The following is a 15,074-nucleotide window of genomic DNA, read 5'->3' as shown; positions in this document are numbered from 1 at the left end:
AGTCGGGAGAAAATAGCTGAGAGGAGCTAGAAATAAAAATCGCCCTGCGGGCAGGCTAGAAAACAGGACAATGGAAACAGGACAATGGAAACAGGTATGGGGCAAGGCCTCCTGGCCATATCAAGCGTATCCTTGCTCGTCACCCCATGTCGTCAAGGTAACTTCCCTAAACTAGGAGTGAATTGATCTAAGTTAAGTTAGCAGTGCTCAAAAATTCAAAGTCGCTCTGAAATGACTCAGATCAAGAAAAGCCTCGCCTCACCTCCCTGGAATTCAAGATTCGCGCCTATCGTGAATTTTTAAAGGCAGTTTCCGACTTCCAGATTGAATATTCATACGCTCACGATCCTCGGTGGGTTGCTTGCGCAATCCAACCGTGCAATGTCTGTGGGTCCACAGCCAATTTTGGGCGCAACCGACTTCAAGCGCGCTTACCGCAACGACATCCTGATTCGCAGGATTACGAGCACGAGGTATTCAGCGTGCTGTTCCTGGATAGCCAGGGCCAAAAGCGATCTTTCAGCACTTCTGCATATGTGTCAAAGCTCTTCTATAATCACTCATTAATACCACTATTTTCAGGGCTAATTTACCTTTCTGGGGCCATCCTAAATCTTTCACCTAGGAGCGATGCTGTGCAGGCGAAAGCTCGTGACTTCACTTCCCCTTGACCGAGACGAGCCTGATTGCCTGTGAAACGTGCAGTTAGCCCTTTGTAAGCTGGCTCTGACGCTCGGAAACACCTTTCCAGTTGAAATACAGATACTGGAGCCCATTTCCTGATTATCAATCCCCATTCACATCGACGCGGCATTAAAAGGAAGACGTCATGGTTAATTCGACGAACAAGCTTGAAATCCGAATCCAAGACACACTGATCAGGGATATCAAACGTCACCGAGGCTGGTTTACGGGCTTAGGCATCGTTTTTCTGCTACTCGGCATCGCGGCGATGATCTTTCCTTGGGTCGCGGCGCTGTCCATCGATATCATCGTCGGTCTCTTATTGTTCGTAGCCGGTATCGCCCAGATGTTGCAGTCATTTTCCATTCCACGCTGGAGAGGATTCCTACTAAGCATTGGCTTGTCAGCGATTGCGATCATTGCAGGCGCGCTGATGGTTTTTTTTCCACGGGCAGGTGTGATGACACTGACAACAGTCGTGATGCTCTTTTTTCTCCTGTCAGGGGGGCTCAAAACCATTTTTGCGCTACAAGTCAGACCGGCCATTGGCTGGGGATGGATTCTATTCAGTGGTTTGATGTCATTGGCTCTCGGGTTTCTCATTCTGCTGCTATTTACTGAGGCGCTACCCTGGGTTCTTGGCGTGCTGTTAGGCGTCGATTTCATCGTCACGGGATTCTGGATGTTGGCACTCGCCGCCAGTGCTAAAAAGATTTGATAATAAGCCACTCCAGGCCAGCAACTCTGCTCCTGAATTCATAGAATAACCGCGGCACTTTGGACCACATGGTAGAGGCAGGAGAGTCAGCCACCACACGGCTATCCCCTACGATGAAGTTGCTGTCTTCATGGCCGAGCTCCAAGGCTATACAAGCATTTCTTCCAAGGCGCTGCAGTTCCTGATCCTGACGGCAACGCGAACTTCGGAAGTTCTGCGCACGGACTGGCCAGAAATCGACCTCGAGGATGCCACTTGAACCATCCCAGCCGAGCGCATGAAAGCACGCCGCGAGCATAGAATTCCACTATCTACTCAGGCAGTGTCACTGCTTTCCAACTTGCCACAGGTGCAGGGTAATTTGTACGTATTCCCAGGTGCCCGGATTGGTAAACCCTTGTCGAATATGGCGATGCTACAGTTGATGCGTGGTATGGGGTATGGAGTCGGGGGGTAATCGTGGTGAATATGTGCCGCACGGCTTCCGCTCTAACTTTCGTGACTGGACCGGTGAAATCGCCAGCTACCCCGCGACGTGGCAGAAATGGCGCTGGCTCACACCATCGAGAACAAGGTGGAAGCAGCTTACCGGCGCGGGGATCTATTCGAGAAGCGGCGGGCAATGATGCAGGAGTGGGCGGATTATATTACGTGAACTACCAACTTCGGCATCACTACTCAACCCTATACGGCATACATCAGCAAGCAACCGAAATGCACTTCTCGGCATGTTGGCTTGTCGAGGGCTATTCCGTGGGATCGTTTGACTGAATCGAGAAGCTGTTGATCCAACGTTCCTTCTCAACAATATGCTCGTGGATATAAATGTACCGCGCTGCCTTGGTGCGCAGTATTACCAAGCAATCATTGATATAACTTTCGGGAGCGTACATCCAAGCGTTCCATTCATCGGCGCGACGCTCACGTCTCAGTCTCGCCACTCCTTTCGGGCACTCGAAGACTGGTACCGGGTAGCCACGGTACGTACGGTATCGTGGTGCTCCATGTGCGTCGCGTTGCTGAATGTCAGCCACAGTATGGGCAAAATCAGCTGGGCAAGGGTCTCCCATCAGCGTGAGTATGAGCTTCTCCCCTTTCCGCTCCTCGGGGTAAAAGCCCTTTCCTCTCACTTCCAGCTCGCTGCGGGCTTCCATCACGCGCGTATCGAGATCGCTCCATAGAGGGTTCATCCTCAGACGATGATTCACTCCTAGCTCGACCCGAACGTCGTACCCCGTAAGCCACAGATACTAAAAATCAAAGGTATCTTGACGCTGACGCCGTGCTTTCCTCGGCATGGCACCGCCCTCCTCCTATTCACAGGTGATGTATATTGACCCAAGGCACCGCTCTAGAGGTTATTGACGTTCATGACAGGGGTATTGGCAGGATAAGAACAAACCCGCAGAGTAGAGGTTCCGAAGCCAACACCTGCTGCTCAGCTCATCGCTGCAGCGCCTAGCTTAAAAACAGCAATCTCAACAGCTGGTATCGGCAAGTAATTGCCGACTTACCTCTAGCTCAGGCAGCTATCAGAAACCCCCAATCCGCTGGGATTACAGCGAGTTTTCCCTGCAAAACTTCTCCCAGCGCTCTAGTCACGTCTCCAGTTCCTCATCGCTCCGACATTATCTTTCCCCTTGCTACTAGACACACCTGCTACTCAGCCAACGTATTTTTGACGAAAAGCTCAAAATCATTCAGAAATCTGGGTTCATATTGACCCTGCGCATGGTTCAAATTCCACAGTCCACTGCTGCGAATTTCGTCTCTTGGGCTATGTCTCCCTAACCAAGACTGACTAGGAGAGTCAAGGGGGCTTAACCTATCTGACAACAGTGCAATGGCATTCCTTTCGATGAAGGCTCGCATGCTATGTGGCCCTGAGGCGTCAGGTACCTCAACCCACAGCACTTTCATCTTGCCAATCCACTCTGAAACCCGCCGTTCATGCTCTGACTCGTCGTCACGGACTGCCTTTGTTGCGGTCGATCCCGTGCCCCAGGAGGAGAGTTCAGCCAACACCTTTGCTTCTCGGTGAAGCATCGCAGCCCCAACGTGAAGACGAAAAATGGAACCCCGATGGTTTCCACCACCATTTCGGCTACCACGGTGCGCGCGAAGCCTGCTCCACAATGTTGACCTTGAGTTCGCGCTCACTGCGTGCGTTCCCACCCGCACAATGCGTGGCACATCGGATTGTCTACGACGATACTCTCCCGGTTCCTGGAAAAAATAGACACCGTGCGTTGGCCAGCTAAAGCGCCCATCGTAATCCGCCAGCCTACGCCCCTGCCCCGGCATGGACTCTAGAAGTCCGAGAAGATGGTAAAAACGATCTAGATCATCGGTCACCATAGCCACGCGCCTCCAACTCCTTCAACTGCTGGAGTTGCCGACCAAACGACAACCCTTCAAGAGGCACGCTGACCGTGTGCCCCATATCTCTGAGCAGAGGTACAAGACCTTCCCGATATCGAACCCCTGCCAGAAAAATCACCTCAGCCTTTTCGGGAAGAATTTCTGTGAGTTCATGCATGACTTTTTCAGCCCAGGCAGCTCGCTCATTCTTCCTCATCTTGTTCAGAGTCTTTTCGTAAGGCGCGATTTTTTGATCGGGATGCACCAGGCCATATTGCGCTGACAGAATGAACCATTCATCGGCTTGATGCTCTGCGTACCCACGCAATCCCCGAAACAGGGCTGATGTATACAGATCACGTGCCCGTGACGGCACGCTCTGCTTTGATTTTACGCAGCTAACCAGTGCGATCCGCTGTTGCATACAGCCCCCTGAGCCGTTGTTTTCGACTTCAGCTTAACTGGTAACGGCCGATAATCCACTCAGCTCCTTCCTGCCCCACCCTTGGCAATTCCTCCCACCGCGTGGTGTAGCGCGGAGCCTTCCGCTCACAGCGCAATAACCAAGCATTTTGCTTGCGTGACAGGCCGAGCTGTACAGTGCCTTTCCCCAATTCCCGGTTGAGCTTGTCCACTGTTGCCATCAACCGATCACTTCGTCTTGCCTGCTCTTCTATCTGCGGCGTCTGGGTCAGTGTGAGCTGCCGGTTTGCCCTGGGCGAGAGATCAAGCAGCATCACACCTGCCTTGTGATAGGCGTAACCTTTGCGCCACAGGTGGCGGAGTCCTTGGGTTGCCGCGGCGACGAATTTTCGACTGTCATCAGTCGGCTGATCCAGTGTTATCACTACGCGGTTATGGTACTGCGGAAGGTCGGTACGAAACGGGTTGGTTCGCACAAACACCGTGATGGCACTGGTAATGCTGCCCTGCTTGCGAAGCTTCTCCCCTGCCTTGGCGGCGTGGTGACGCAACGCTTCGCGCAGGTCGTGCGGGCTACCGGCAACCCGCCCGAATGAGCGCGACACCATGATTTGTTGTTTCGGCTCATTCATGTCATCCAGCTGAATGGCGGGTCGCCCTCGTAGCTTCTAGACAATCCGTTCCTGCACCACGGAAAAGCGCTTGCGTACCTGCTTTGGGATCGGCTTCGCCTGTATAGGGATTACGGTTTCCTTCCTGAACTTAAGCAATAAGCGCAACGGCTTTGCGCTCACCATCAAGATGCAGCCTAGGGCGCTGGCGAGGCCGATAGCGGGTCAGTCGGGCTCGGTAACCAGCGAAACTGGCGTCATACGCCATGTCAGGCCTGACCGTATGGCCTAACAGTTCCCATGAGATTGAGCTAGGTGCACGTCCCAGTTGCCGCGGGATAGCACGGATCGAGTGGTGAGCCCGCAAAAGCATGATGGCAGCTCAGTCTTCAGCAGAAAGGTGGCGATAGCAATGAGGCATGGCAATACCGTACCTGAAGGGTAAGGTATTACACTTGATCATTGAGACCCTCGTAGCTCTCTGTTAACCCCTTTCATCACTATCATAGACCCAGATAGGCCTTCTTAATCATCTCGTTATCCTGCAGTTCGTAAGACGGGCCATCCAGAACCTGATAACCATTTTCCAGCACATAAGCGCGATCACTAACCTGTAGTACCTGTTTAACGTTCTGTTCAACCAACAAAATGGGCATGCCGGTATCGGCTACTCGGCGTATCGCCGCCATCACATCCTTGACCAATAGTGGCGACAGACCCAGGCTGGGTTCATCCAGCAGTAGCATCTTGGGGCCGAGCATCAACGCGCGAGCAATCGCCACCATCTGCTGCTGGCCTCCCGAAAGTTGCGCAGCTTTTTCACTCGCGTACTTTTTAAGATCAGGAAACAGCGTATGAACTTTCTCCAGGTTTACGTTCCGCCGCTCACGCGCGGAAGGTAGAGAGGCCCCTAGCAACAGATTATCGTGTACTGTCATGTTGCCGAACAGCTGACGACCCATCGGTACATGAGCGAGCCCCAATCGTGCCATCTCATACGGCTTACGCCCTGAGACCTCTTGCCCATCAAAATGAATGGTTCCTTTCCAGGGTTTTATCATCCCTGAAAGCGCTCGAAGAATTGTCGATTTACCACTGCCATTACCGCCGATCAATCCCACCAGTTCACCACTGTTGACCGTTAATGAGGCATCAAAAACCACCTTTAATGAACCGTACCCAAGATCTACGTTCTGGACATTTAGCACATTAGCCGCTTGATCTGACATCAATCTTCTCCCAGATAGGCGGTAATGACGCGTGGATCTTCAATCACATCACGTGGTAAACCCTCAGTAATCACACTGCCGTTTGCCATGACGACCACATGATCCGATAGCTCAATGATGGCTTCCATGATGTGTTCCACCATCACGATGGTCAGGTTCTGATCAGCTAATCGACGCACAAAACCGATCATTTCCTTCAGGGCTGGTGGATTGAGACCGGCCATCATCTCATCAAGAAACAAGACATTAGGTTGTACAGCTAGTGCTTTGGCCAATTCTAGACGTCTTCGTCTAGCCAGGTTCAGATCCAGTGCCGGTTGATCATAGCGATCAGCAAGCCCCACTTTTTCCAGAACTTCCATGGCCAATTGTTCGGCTTTTTTGCGTTTGGGTTCCTTAAGGAAGGCCGCTACCAGCACGTTCTCAAGCAATGTGAGCTCCTCAAAGGGCCTTTCCGTCTGAAACGTACGTCCAATGCCAGCACGGGTGCGCTTATAAGGCGGAAGATGAGTGACCTCCTTCCCATACAAATAAATGTGGCCTGCCTGAGGTGTAACAAAGCCGGTGAGGGCATTAAATAACGTAGTCTTGCCTGCCCCGTTCGGCCCGATCAAACCAAGAATTTTGCCTTGTTCAACCTCCAGAGATACATCATTCACCGCCACCACGCCACCGAACGTTACGGTGATACCATCAGCCTTGAGCGCGCTTGGCATAAACCCTCCTGATCAAATAACGCGCCGGCTCACCGACAATTCCCCGGGGCATGAATATGACCACTACCATAATCAACAACCCGTAAATCAGCATATTGGCCTCTGCGAACGTAGTACGGAATATCTCACCTGAGCCCACGACCAGTAGCGCGCCTACGCAAGGCCCCCAGATAGTTCCGCGCCCACCGATAATGGCCGTTAAGGCTATTTGTATCGATAGCAGTAGGTAGAAGATGATGTGAGGTTCGATAAAGGAGAGAAAGATCGCATAAATACCCCCTCCAAGTGCTGTCAGGGTGCCTGAGAGCATGAATGCTTTAAGCTTCACGGCTGTGGGGTTTATGCCCGATGCCATGGCGGAATCTTCATCCTCCCGCACGGCACGTAGCTGGTAGCCGAACTTGCTGCGCGATATGAGCATCACTGTCAGCACCGTTAGCGCCGCGAATGCCAAGGCTAGGTAGTAGTTGGCCTGACGGGAGAACAGATCCAGTCCGAAGGGCTCCGGTAATGTCATGATAAAGACCCCGGTAGCGCCGCCGGTCAGCCAGCCTTCGTTGATGGCAATCAGTCGAAAGATCTCAGCGATGGCGATAGTTGATAGCGTGAAATATGGCCCCTTGAGCTTGAAGGTCAGACGTCCCCAGAGGTATGCCAGCATGGCGGCAGCGACCAATGCCATTAGAATTGTCCACCAAGGGGCGAGCTCATGGTGTGCAGTCCCAACAGCTACGAAATAGGCACCGAGCCCTACGAAGCTAGCATGCCCTAAGCTCACCTGCCCGGCCCATCCACCCAGTATGTCCCAGGCGGTGGCCCAGCCAGCGTATAACAGTAAAGTAATAGCCACCGATAGATAGCCGGGAAACATCTGCGGATAGAGAATACCCACCAGAACCAATCCAGCAAAAATGATGTAATGCTTTTTCATACGCGTTTCACCGTTTTACCGAACAGGCCTTCAGGTCGCAGCAGCAGTACCAATAAGAACACCAGCAGTCCGTAAGCATCTCGGTAGTCCGATGTGAGGTATGACGCACCCATCACTTCCACCACCCCCAGCAATAATCCTCCAGCGATAGCAGCCCCAATGTTCCCTAGCCCTCCTAGCACGGTGACCACAAAAGCCTTGAGCGTGAAGATGGCGCCCGTAAAAGTCGGAGTGGCAAACAGTAGCGGAATCAGCACCACGCCTGCCGTAACTGCCAAGGCCATGCCAATACCGAAGACTACTGCTTCGATCCAGCGCGTATTAATACCAACCAATTCAGCACCTAGACGATTGTCAGCGGTGGCCCGAATGGCCCGGCCCAGCTCAGTATGGTTGAGTACCGTATAGAGTCCGGCAATCACTACCATCGTCGCTAGGCCAGCCAGAAGTAGAATCACCGAGAAGCTGATGTTCCCTAGGGCTACCGTATTGGAGGCATATGACACGTTGACGGATTTGGGTTCGGCACCAAAGGTCAGCAGCAGTATATTGCCAATGACCAGAGCTAACCCAAGTGTGACCAGTAGCGAACTTTCTGGCGGTGCTTCCATCAATCGGGAGAGTACTAACCGCTGTAGCATCGCCCCGGCCAGAAACCCAAAAGGCATGGCAACAAGAAGAGACAGGTAAGGGTCCCAGCCAAGTAGAGAGTTGAGCAACACAGCGCAATACATGCCCAAAATAACGAAGTCTCCATGAGCGAAGTTGATTATCTTCATCACCCCAAACACCAGCGTCAGTCCTACCCCAATCAACGCATAAACCCCACCAATCAGCACTCCATTGGACAGGTTCTGCAGTAAAGATACATAGTCAAACATCATGTTCTCTCTAGTTGTGCCATGCAGGCGTCCCGATCAGCGTTCGTTCCACACCGGTGCTGGATAACGAACATCCTCAGCAGCTAGGTCGGCCGGAAATACGGTGACATGCTCACCATCCTGAATCTGTAATACGAGGCTGCGAATCGGGTTTTGCCCTTGGAAGCCGTCAAAACTTTCAAAGGCAACATGAGTGACCGGTGTATCCAGGTCGGTCTTGGCTAGCGCATCCCTCACGTCACTACGTTCAAGGGATTCGGCACGTTCAAGCGCATCGGCAGCCACACGGAGTGCCAGGTAGCCTTCAGCTTCGTAAAAGGTAGGCTCTTCACCCGTCTTGGCCTTGAGGCGCTCATAGAGGTCTTCCACGCCATCATATTGGACATCCTTGCTCCAACTCACCACAGTGGCCACATACTCGGCAAGATCACCTACCTGATCGATGAAGCTGGGCAGGGCGGCACCCGTATCGATGGCTACGGCCTTAGCATTGAGGTTCACCTCACGCATCTGACGCGCAATAGCTACTCCATCTTCAGCGTAGGCAACCACATAAAGTAGGTCGGGTTCCTCGGAACGGAAGCGGTTGAGTATGGGCCGGAAATCGAATGTACCTTGATCGTAAGACTGGTCACCCACGATCTCATAGCCACGCTCTCCTGCTAAGCGCGCGCCTTCCTCGGCCAAGGATTCAGGCCAGGCACCATTGCCATACAGCATGGCAACAGTATTAAGACTATCGTCACCTTCACGCAGGAAGTCGAAATAGTCGAAATAGCTCTCGGCCACAATCGAGGAGTTGTGTTTTGCACGGAACACCCAGGGTGAGCCTGGCTTGGTAATACTGTTGTCTGCACTACCAAGCACGATGAGCGGAATCTCCTGGCGGGTCATCAGCTGTGCCATTGGGCCGGTGATACTGGATGCATAGGAGCCTAAGATAAGAGGAACATCCTGACGGTTGAGTGACTCAATCGCAGCCAGCGCACTGGTAGCTTCCGAACGATCATCCTGTATGGACAGCGCCAGAGGCTCACCCCTAACACCGCCATCGGAGTTGATTTCTTCCAACGCTACTTCCATCCCAGCGTGATAGCGCTCACCGAAGGCGGCGAAGGGGCCAGACAGGCTGTTAATGACCCCAACTTCGATATCGGCCAGCACCACAGGTGCCGCCAATAGCCAAGGTGCCACTGAAGCGATAGCGATCATTTTTTTCATTGTTTTATCTCCCGTTAATATAGTTAAAATATTTAAAGTCGATTTTTTAAAAATTTTCGATTATTTATGTCTATTTATGTATAAATCAAGTTGCAATCGTTCGCAAGCCAATTAAATAAACGGTACGGCCCTCACTCAAGCCATTTGCCCAGGTCGCCCCTTAATTATTGAAAAAGGAGTATTCATGACTATCCCCAAGGATCCCGTGGCATCACTGGGACTCGCTGGATTTGCTGATGCACTGCGCCTAGGTAAAATCACCTCGGAGCAAGCCGTTAGTGCGTATTTAGCCCGCATTAATATATTGGACCCATTGCTCTGCGCCTATGAAACAGTGGATGCTAGCCGTGCTCTTGCTACGGCACGCGCCATGGATACGCTGTTGGCCAATGGGGTCGACTTGGGGCCACTGATGGGGCTGCCGGTGTCGGTTAAGGACTTGTTCGTGGTTAATGGAATAACCCCACACGCTGGCTCCAACCTTCCCATTCAGGGCAAGCTGGGAACTCAAGAAGGAACTTTTATTCGTGCGTTGAAATCGTCAGGTTGCGTGATTCTGGGGACTACGCGAATGGTAGAGTTTGCGCTCGGAATAACGGGGCATTCAGAGTCTCGTGGCACACCTTGGAATCCATGGGATGACCAGCAGCATCGACTACCAGGGGGATCTAGTTCAGGCGCTGGGGTGGCGCTCGCATCAGGTTTGTGCGGCTTGTCCATAGGTAGTGATACAGGGGGATCCGTTAGGGTTCCGGCAGCTATGTGCGGCTTGTTCGGTTTAAAGACCACCATAGGACTATGGCCCACTGACGGCGCCTTTCCACTAGAGCCTAATACCGACTCAATCGGTCTGCTCACCCGGACTGCTCAGGACGCCGCCATTGCCTTCGATGCGTTGAACGCCCGCATTAACCCGTTATCTCACACACATCAGGTTTCGATAACACCTGGCCAGCTGACGTTGGGCGTGCCAGATAATTACTTTCTTGATGGCGTCAATTCTGAGATGAAAATCGCGTTTGAGCATGCCCTTTCAGTGTTTGAAGCAAGTAGCGCAAAGCAGATATCCATTTATGTGCCAGATGTTGATGGACGCGAGCGCTACTTCCCTGCCGCTATGCCCGCTCACTTACTGGCTTGGCTGGACGAGGAGTTCTTTCTGAATCACAAAGAGCTCATAGACCCCATTATCCGTGCACGTATTGATAAGGGCATTGGTATCAAGGCCCACCACTACTTAACACTGGCGAAAGAACGACGCCGCCATATTGATGCAGCTAAGTCTTTGTTTGATAAAGTCGATGTGATCATTAGCCCTACCACCCAAGCGCCGCCACAGAAACTGAAGGATCTAGAGAATCCTGACATGGCCATGCAGGCTGCGATGGGTATGACACGTAATACCCAACCTGCCAATTATTTCGATTGGTGTGCCGTTACCCTACCCATGGGCAAAAATTCGGATGGGCTGCCACTTGGCTTGCAATTAAATGGCATTGGTAATAGCGATTCGAGGTTGTTAGCCATTGCCGTCACCCTGGAGGCTCTTTTGCCTCCAGCCTCACAACCCAAACCTTTCCGTGGCCATGCGCTTTGTTGAGCAAATTGATACTGTCAGCTCAGTTGACCCCCGTGGCCGGATGCCAAACTATAGTAAGGAGCCTGGACTTCTTACTATGTTGACTAAGGCCTGTTGATGTTTCACATGGGTAGCCAAAAAGCCGCAGGCCAAGGCCACCATGCTTTCATAGTTTCTGTTGAGCTTATCGTAACGCGTCGCTATGGCGCGATACGGTTTCAATCGAGAAAAGGCATTCTCTATGAGATACCGATAGCGATATAACCCTCTGTCAAAATTGGCATTTTTTCTTTTCGAGTTGTGTTTGTGTGGAATCACCGCATTCATGCCCTTTGCCTTGACCTGCTCACGGATACGCATGCCGTCATAGCCCTTTTCAGCCACCAGTGCACCACCCAGGCGGCGAGTCATCAATCAATGCTTGGCACCTCACCCCAGTTGGCGATATTGCCAACCTGACAGCCTTACCGTGGCATCAATCACGATGCGCCCCTGCAAACACGTACCGGACTGAATCCAACCCCAGACGGTGTGCAATGTCGTGTCTGTAATCGGTATCTTGTAGAGTGCCGCATAGCCACGATAGAGAGATTTTCACGCTTGGTGCTTGCTCTCGTCAGGCATTTTTATTGTGATCGTCATACATTCCTCCCTTATCCCGAGTAACCACAAGGAAGAGTGCCGTGTGGCCTGTTGCACGCGGTTACCTCGGCGGCCTGTTTATTTCAGTTCAACTTCCACGAACGAAAAAACCGTCTCGCCGTTATTGATCACATTATGCTCTGTGCCTTCCACGCGGTTATAACAAACGCCTGCTTCCAGCATCACTTCACGATTACCGTCAGGCGTTTCCAGCAACATCTTGCCATCAATGATCGGGACAATAACGTAATCATGCTCATGACGATGCCAGCCGGTTTCCGCACCGGGTGGAAAATCTCAGCGGGTGACAATGACCTGATGGTTATCAATTTGCAGATAGCTGTTGGCTTGTGGTCTTCCCATGGTAACGCCCTTATTTGTTGGTATGGCGTGATTGGAGGTTGTCCTTCAGGATGGCTATTTCCGTCGAGCATTAAGACGAGATGCCTCAGACGGTAAGCTACGCAGCTCACTGGCGGAGTAACCAAAGTGCTGCCGAAATGTCCGGCAGAACTGGGCCTGTTCCGACGTCTTGAGTGCGTTCGTCTATCGTGATGATTTCGCTATTAATCAAATGTCCCGTTAATTTTCATCGTGAGGATCTCGTAGGACAAGAGTTTTTTTGCAAGGATCAACCGAGTTCATTGATGGAATCGCCCAAAGCGTTAATCACCTGATCAATCTCGTCTTCGGCTATTGTGAAAGGCAAGCCAAGCTGGATCGTGTCGCCGCCATAGCGCACGTAGAACCCTTTCTGCCAGCACTTCATGGCAATCTCATATGGACGTCGAGCTGGCTCACCAGGATAGCTCTCTATCTGCAAGGCACCTGCCAGACCATAGTTACGAATGTCACTGATATAACGTGTACCCTTGAGGCTGTGCAAAGCATCCTCGAATACCGGGCTTATTGAGCGTACCCGATCAATCAGGCTGTCCTGCTCAAGAATATCCAGCGTCGCCATGGCCGCAGCACAGGCTACTGGGTGACCCGAATAGGTGTAGCCGTGAGGCAGTTCCATCATATAATCTGGACCGCCTTGCTCCATGAATGTCTGATAAATCTCGCTCTGTACGATCACCGCTCCCATGGGCACGGCACCGTTGGTTAGCTGCTTAGCTACATTCATGATGTCGGGCACTACCCCGAATTCTTCAGCGCCGGTCATGGATCCCATGCGCCCGAAACCAGTAATAACTTCGTCGAAAATCAGCAAAATATCATGTTGATCGCAGATTTCTCGAAGACGCTTTAGATAGCCGCGAGGCGGCGGAATAACCCCCGCCGAACCCGACATTGGCTCTATGATCACTGCGGCAATATTGGAAGCATCGTGTAGGGCGACTAGCTCAAGCAGCTCGTCGGCACGCTCGGCACCATGTTCCGGCATGCCTCGGGTGAAGGCGTTCTCTTTGAGTAGGGTATGCGGAAGATGATCGGCGTCCACCCCTTGGCCGAACAGAGTGCGGTTGGCACCGATACCACCCACGCTAATCCCGCCGAAGTTGACACCATGATAGCCCTTGGAGCGTCCGATTAGCTTAGTCTTGGTTGGCTTGCCTTTTTTCCGCCAATAAGCACGAGCAATTTTCAGGGAAGTATCGGCACTTTCGGAGCCTGACCCTGTGAAAAAGACATGATCCAGACCGGCCGGTGTCAATTCGCGTAGACGATGGGCCAGCTCAAAAGCCTTGGGATGGCCATATTGGAAGGATGGAGCATAATCCAATTCTCGGAGCTGTCGGCTTACCGCTTCTGCAATCTCAGGGCGGCAGTGGCCAGCACCGCAGGTCCAAAGTCCCGATAGGCCATCAAGGACCTGGCGACCGTTGGCATCAGTCAGGTAATGGCCTTTTGCATTTGTGATGATGCGCGGATCCTGCTTGAATTGACGGTTGCCTGTATAGGGCATCCAGTAAGCATCAAGTTGCTCAGGACTTAACCCAGCACACTGAGAGTTAGCAATTTTATTGCTGCTATCAGCACCGTATTGAGTCGCCAGATTGTTCATGCCGCCCCCTAATGTGGATTGTTGTTCAGTGTTTACGTATACACACCATGGAACAGTCCTTTGGTAAATTAAATATAGATATATTTAATTTCATAAAAGCATTTGCTTAACTTTCACTTCATTTTAGATCAGTCATCAGGGGAAACGGCATGAAGCGTCGCAATACGGCCATAGCTGGACAGGTCAGTGATACCGACCTGCGATTACTCAGGATCTATCGTAAAGTCGTTGAGTGTGGTGGCTTCTCGGCTGCGGAAGTCGAGCTGAACATCAGTCGCGCGGCAATTAGCATGGCCATGAGCGATCTTGAGACACGGCTTACCCTGCGGCTCTGCCAGCGTGGCCGTAGCGGATTCTCATTGACCGACGAAGGTGCTGAAGTTTATGAGGCAACGCTTCAGCTACTAGCCTCTGTTGAGGGGTTCCGCACCCGGGTAAATGGCTTGCATGCCAGGCTAAAGGGCGAGCTAAATATCGGCATCACCGATAACTTGGTGACCATACCCCAAATGCATATAACCAACGTTCTCAGGGCGTTAAAGAAACGCGGCCCAGAAGTAAAGATTAATATTCGCATGACCCCACCCAACGACATTGAGCTCGGAGTACTGGATGGTCGCCTGCACACCGGCGTGGTACCAACCCTAAAGACACTGCCTGGGCTGCAATATCGCTCCCTTTACGAGGAAATTTCTCATCTCTACTGCGGTATCGGCCATCCCCTCTTTGAGCTGGAGCCGGTGAGTCTTGAAACGCTATCCGAATATGATGCTGTAATGCCAGCGTATGCTCAGACACCGGAGATCAAGGCACGTCTGGAACCTCTCAGAGAATTAGCTTCCGCGACCGATCGCGAGGGAATTGCCTTCCTAATCCTCACTGGTTGTTACATTGGGTACCTACCGACTCATTATGCATACCGCTGGGTCCGGGATGGTAAAATGCGTACCTTGATGCCGGATACCTGCCAGTACGTGACCCGCTACAGCGCCATTACTCGGAAAGGGGCGCCGCCAAACTTGGTGTTAGAAAGCTACCTAGAAGAGCTGGACTGCCTAGTGGATTAA

Annotated in this window: 14 protein-coding genes and 2 pseudogenes; 3 read left to right on the top strand and 13 right to left on the bottom strand. The window is 52.1% G+C overall.

The genetic code is table 11. From position 1 onward, the window contains the following. Window positions 1-829 precede the first annotated feature (829 nt). On the top strand, window positions 830-1,402 hold the full coding sequence (locus tag LG290_RS04700) for an HdeD family acid-resistance protein (protein ID WP_499836441.1): 573 nt from the start codon (window positions 830-832) through the stop codon (window positions 1,400-1,402). Between the two features lie 746 nt (window positions 1,403-2,148). Here LG290_RS04700 and LG290_RS04695 read toward each other — a convergent pair. From LG290_RS04695 to LG290_RS04650, 10 genes and pseudogenes are all read right to left on the bottom strand, one after another. Then, window positions 2,149-2,610: a hypothetical protein gene (locus tag LG290_RS04695; protein WP_499836440.1), complete on the bottom strand. Its 462-nt coding sequence runs from the start codon at window positions 2,608-2,610 to the stop codon at window positions 2,149-2,151. A gap of 451 nt (window positions 2,611-3,061) precedes the next feature. After that, the gene (locus LG290_RS04690; RefSeq protein ID WP_499837028.1) at window positions 3,062-3,706 is read right to left on the bottom strand and encodes a GIY-YIG domain-containing protein; all 645 of its coding nucleotides are present in this window, start codon (window positions 3,704-3,706) and stop codon (window positions 3,062-3,064) included. Window positions 3,707-3,746: 40 nt separating this feature from the next. Next, window positions 3,747-4,187 carry a DUF6884 domain-containing protein gene (locus LG290_RS04685; RefSeq protein ID WP_499836439.1) on the bottom strand — a complete coding sequence of 147 codons (441 nt, stop codon included), beginning with the start codon at window positions 4,185-4,187 and terminating at the stop codon, window positions 3,747-3,749. 28 nt (window positions 4,188-4,215) lie between these two features. Next, the gene (locus LG290_RS04680) at window positions 4,216-4,818 is read right to left on the bottom strand and encodes a DinB/UmuC family translesion DNA polymerase (RefSeq protein ID WP_499836438.1); all 603 of its coding nucleotides are present in this window, start codon (window positions 4,816-4,818) and stop codon (window positions 4,216-4,218) included. A gap of 157 nt (window positions 4,819-4,975) precedes the next feature. Beyond that, a pseudogene (locus LG290_RS04675) lies at window positions 4,976-5,170 on the bottom strand (IS30 family transposase); the annotation flags it as partial. A 130-nt stretch (window positions 5,171-5,300) separates the two neighbouring features. Then, window positions 5,301-6,026, bottom strand: coding sequence for an ABC transporter ATP-binding protein (locus LG290_RS04670; RefSeq protein ID WP_499836437.1), 726 nt, complete (start codon window positions 6,024-6,026; stop codon window positions 5,301-5,303). After that, window positions 6,026-6,742, bottom strand: a complete 717-nt coding sequence (locus tag LG290_RS04665) for an ABC transporter ATP-binding protein (RefSeq protein WP_499836436.1) — start codon at window positions 6,740-6,742, stop codon at window positions 6,026-6,028. Before LG290_RS04665 ends, LG290_RS04670 begins: the two co-directional genes overlap by 1 nt. Continuing rightward, entirely contained in the window at window positions 6,720-7,673 is a 954-nt protein-coding gene (locus tag LG290_RS04660; protein WP_499836435.1) for a branched-chain amino acid ABC transporter permease, read from the bottom strand. Before LG290_RS04660 ends, LG290_RS04665 begins: the two co-directional genes overlap by 23 nt. Beyond that, complete coding sequence (locus LG290_RS04655) at window positions 7,670-8,557, bottom strand: branched-chain amino acid ABC transporter permease (RefSeq protein ID WP_499836434.1); 888 nt, start codon at window positions 8,555-8,557, stop codon at window positions 7,670-7,672. The genes LG290_RS04660 and LG290_RS04655 overlap by 4 nt, the downstream gene beginning before the upstream one ends. Window positions 8,558-8,590: 33 nt before the next feature. Beyond that, entirely contained in the window at window positions 8,591-9,775 is a 1,185-nt protein-coding gene (locus LG290_RS04650) for an ABC transporter substrate-binding protein (RefSeq protein ID WP_499836433.1), read from the bottom strand. A 184-nt stretch (window positions 9,776-9,959) separates the two neighbouring features. Between LG290_RS04650 and LG290_RS04645 the strand changes: the two genes are divergently transcribed. Continuing rightward, window positions 9,960-11,375 (top strand): amidase, encoded by a 1,416-nt coding sequence (locus LG290_RS04645; RefSeq protein WP_499836431.1) that lies wholly within the window; start codon window positions 9,960-9,962, stop codon window positions 11,373-11,375. A 101-nt stretch (window positions 11,376-11,476) separates the two neighbouring features. Here the strand turns inward: LG290_RS04645 and LG290_RS04640 are convergent. From LG290_RS04640 to aptA, 3 genes and pseudogenes are all read right to left on the bottom strand, one after another. Further along, window positions 11,477-11,741 (bottom strand): annotated as a pseudogene (locus LG290_RS04640) (transposase); the annotation flags it as partial. A gap of 333 nt (window positions 11,742-12,074) precedes the next feature. Further along, window positions 12,075-12,230 (bottom strand): cupin domain-containing protein, encoded by a 156-nt coding sequence (locus LG290_RS04635; protein WP_499837027.1) that lies wholly within the window; start codon window positions 12,228-12,230, stop codon window positions 12,075-12,077. 397 nt (window positions 12,231-12,627) lie between these two features. Further along, window positions 12,628-13,908, bottom strand: coding sequence for an omega-aminotransferase AptA (gene aptA / locus LG290_RS04630; RefSeq protein WP_499837026.1), 1,281 nt, complete (start codon window positions 13,906-13,908; stop codon window positions 12,628-12,630). A gap of 248 nt (window positions 13,909-14,156) precedes the next feature. Between aptA and LG290_RS04625 the strand changes: the two genes are divergently transcribed. After that, window positions 14,157-15,074: a LysR family transcriptional regulator gene (locus LG290_RS04625; protein WP_499836430.1), complete on the top strand. Its 918-nt coding sequence runs from the start codon at window positions 14,157-14,159 to the stop codon at window positions 15,072-15,074.

Origin of the sequence: Halomonas sediminis (genome assembly GCF_044871105.1) — a bacterium.
Taxonomy (GTDB): Bacteria; Pseudomonadota; Gammaproteobacteria; order Pseudomonadales; family Halomonadaceae; genus Vreelandella; species Vreelandella zhuhanensis.
Note: the sequence above shows the minus strand (reverse complement) of the source record. Positions and strands in the feature narration are given on the sequence as shown.

Excerpts from the sequence above, each read along its gene's own strand:
- LG290_RS04660 (WP_499836435.1), bottom strand. The coding sequence starts at position 7,673 with ATGAAAAAGCATTACATCATTTTTGCTGGATTGGTTCTGGTGGGTATT.
- aptA (WP_499837026.1), bottom strand. The coding sequence starts at position 13,908 with ATGCCCTATACAGGCAACCGTCAATTCAAGCAGGATCCGCGCATCATC.
- LG290_RS04665 (WP_499836436.1), bottom strand. The coding sequence starts at position 6,742 with ATGCCAAGCGCGCTCAAGGCTGATGGTATCACCGTAACGTTCGGTGGC.
- LG290_RS04690 (WP_499837028.1), bottom strand. The coding sequence starts at position 3,706 with ATGCCGGGGCAGGGGCGTAGGCTGGCGGATTACGATGGGCGCTTTAGC.
- LG290_RS04685 (WP_499836439.1), bottom strand. The coding sequence starts at position 4,187 with ATGCAACAGCGGATCGCACTGGTTAGCTGCGTAAAATCAAAGCAGAGC.
- LG290_RS04670 (WP_499836437.1), bottom strand. The coding sequence starts at position 6,026 with ATGTCAGATCAAGCGGCTAATGTGCTAAATGTCCAGAACGTAGATCTT.
- LG290_RS04650 (WP_499836433.1), bottom strand. The coding sequence starts at position 9,775 with ATGAAAAAAATGATCGCTATCGCTTCAGTGGCACCTTGGCTATTGGCG.
- LG290_RS04645 (WP_499836431.1), top strand. The coding sequence starts at position 9,960 with ATGACTATCCCCAAGGATCCCGTGGCATCACTGGGACTCGCTGGATTT.
- LG290_RS04625 (WP_499836430.1), top strand. The coding sequence starts at position 14,157 with ATGAAGCGTCGCAATACGGCCATAGCTGGACAGGTCAGTGATACCGAC.
- LG290_RS04655 (WP_499836434.1), bottom strand. The coding sequence starts at position 8,557 with ATGATGTTTGACTATGTATCTTTACTGCAGAACCTGTCCAATGGAGTG.
- LG290_RS04680 (WP_499836438.1), bottom strand. The coding sequence starts at position 4,818 with ATGAATGAGCCGAAACAACAAATCATGGTGTCGCGCTCATTCGGGCGG.
- LG290_RS04700 (WP_499836441.1), top strand. The coding sequence starts at position 830 with ATGGTTAATTCGACGAACAAGCTTGAAATCCGAATCCAAGACACACTG.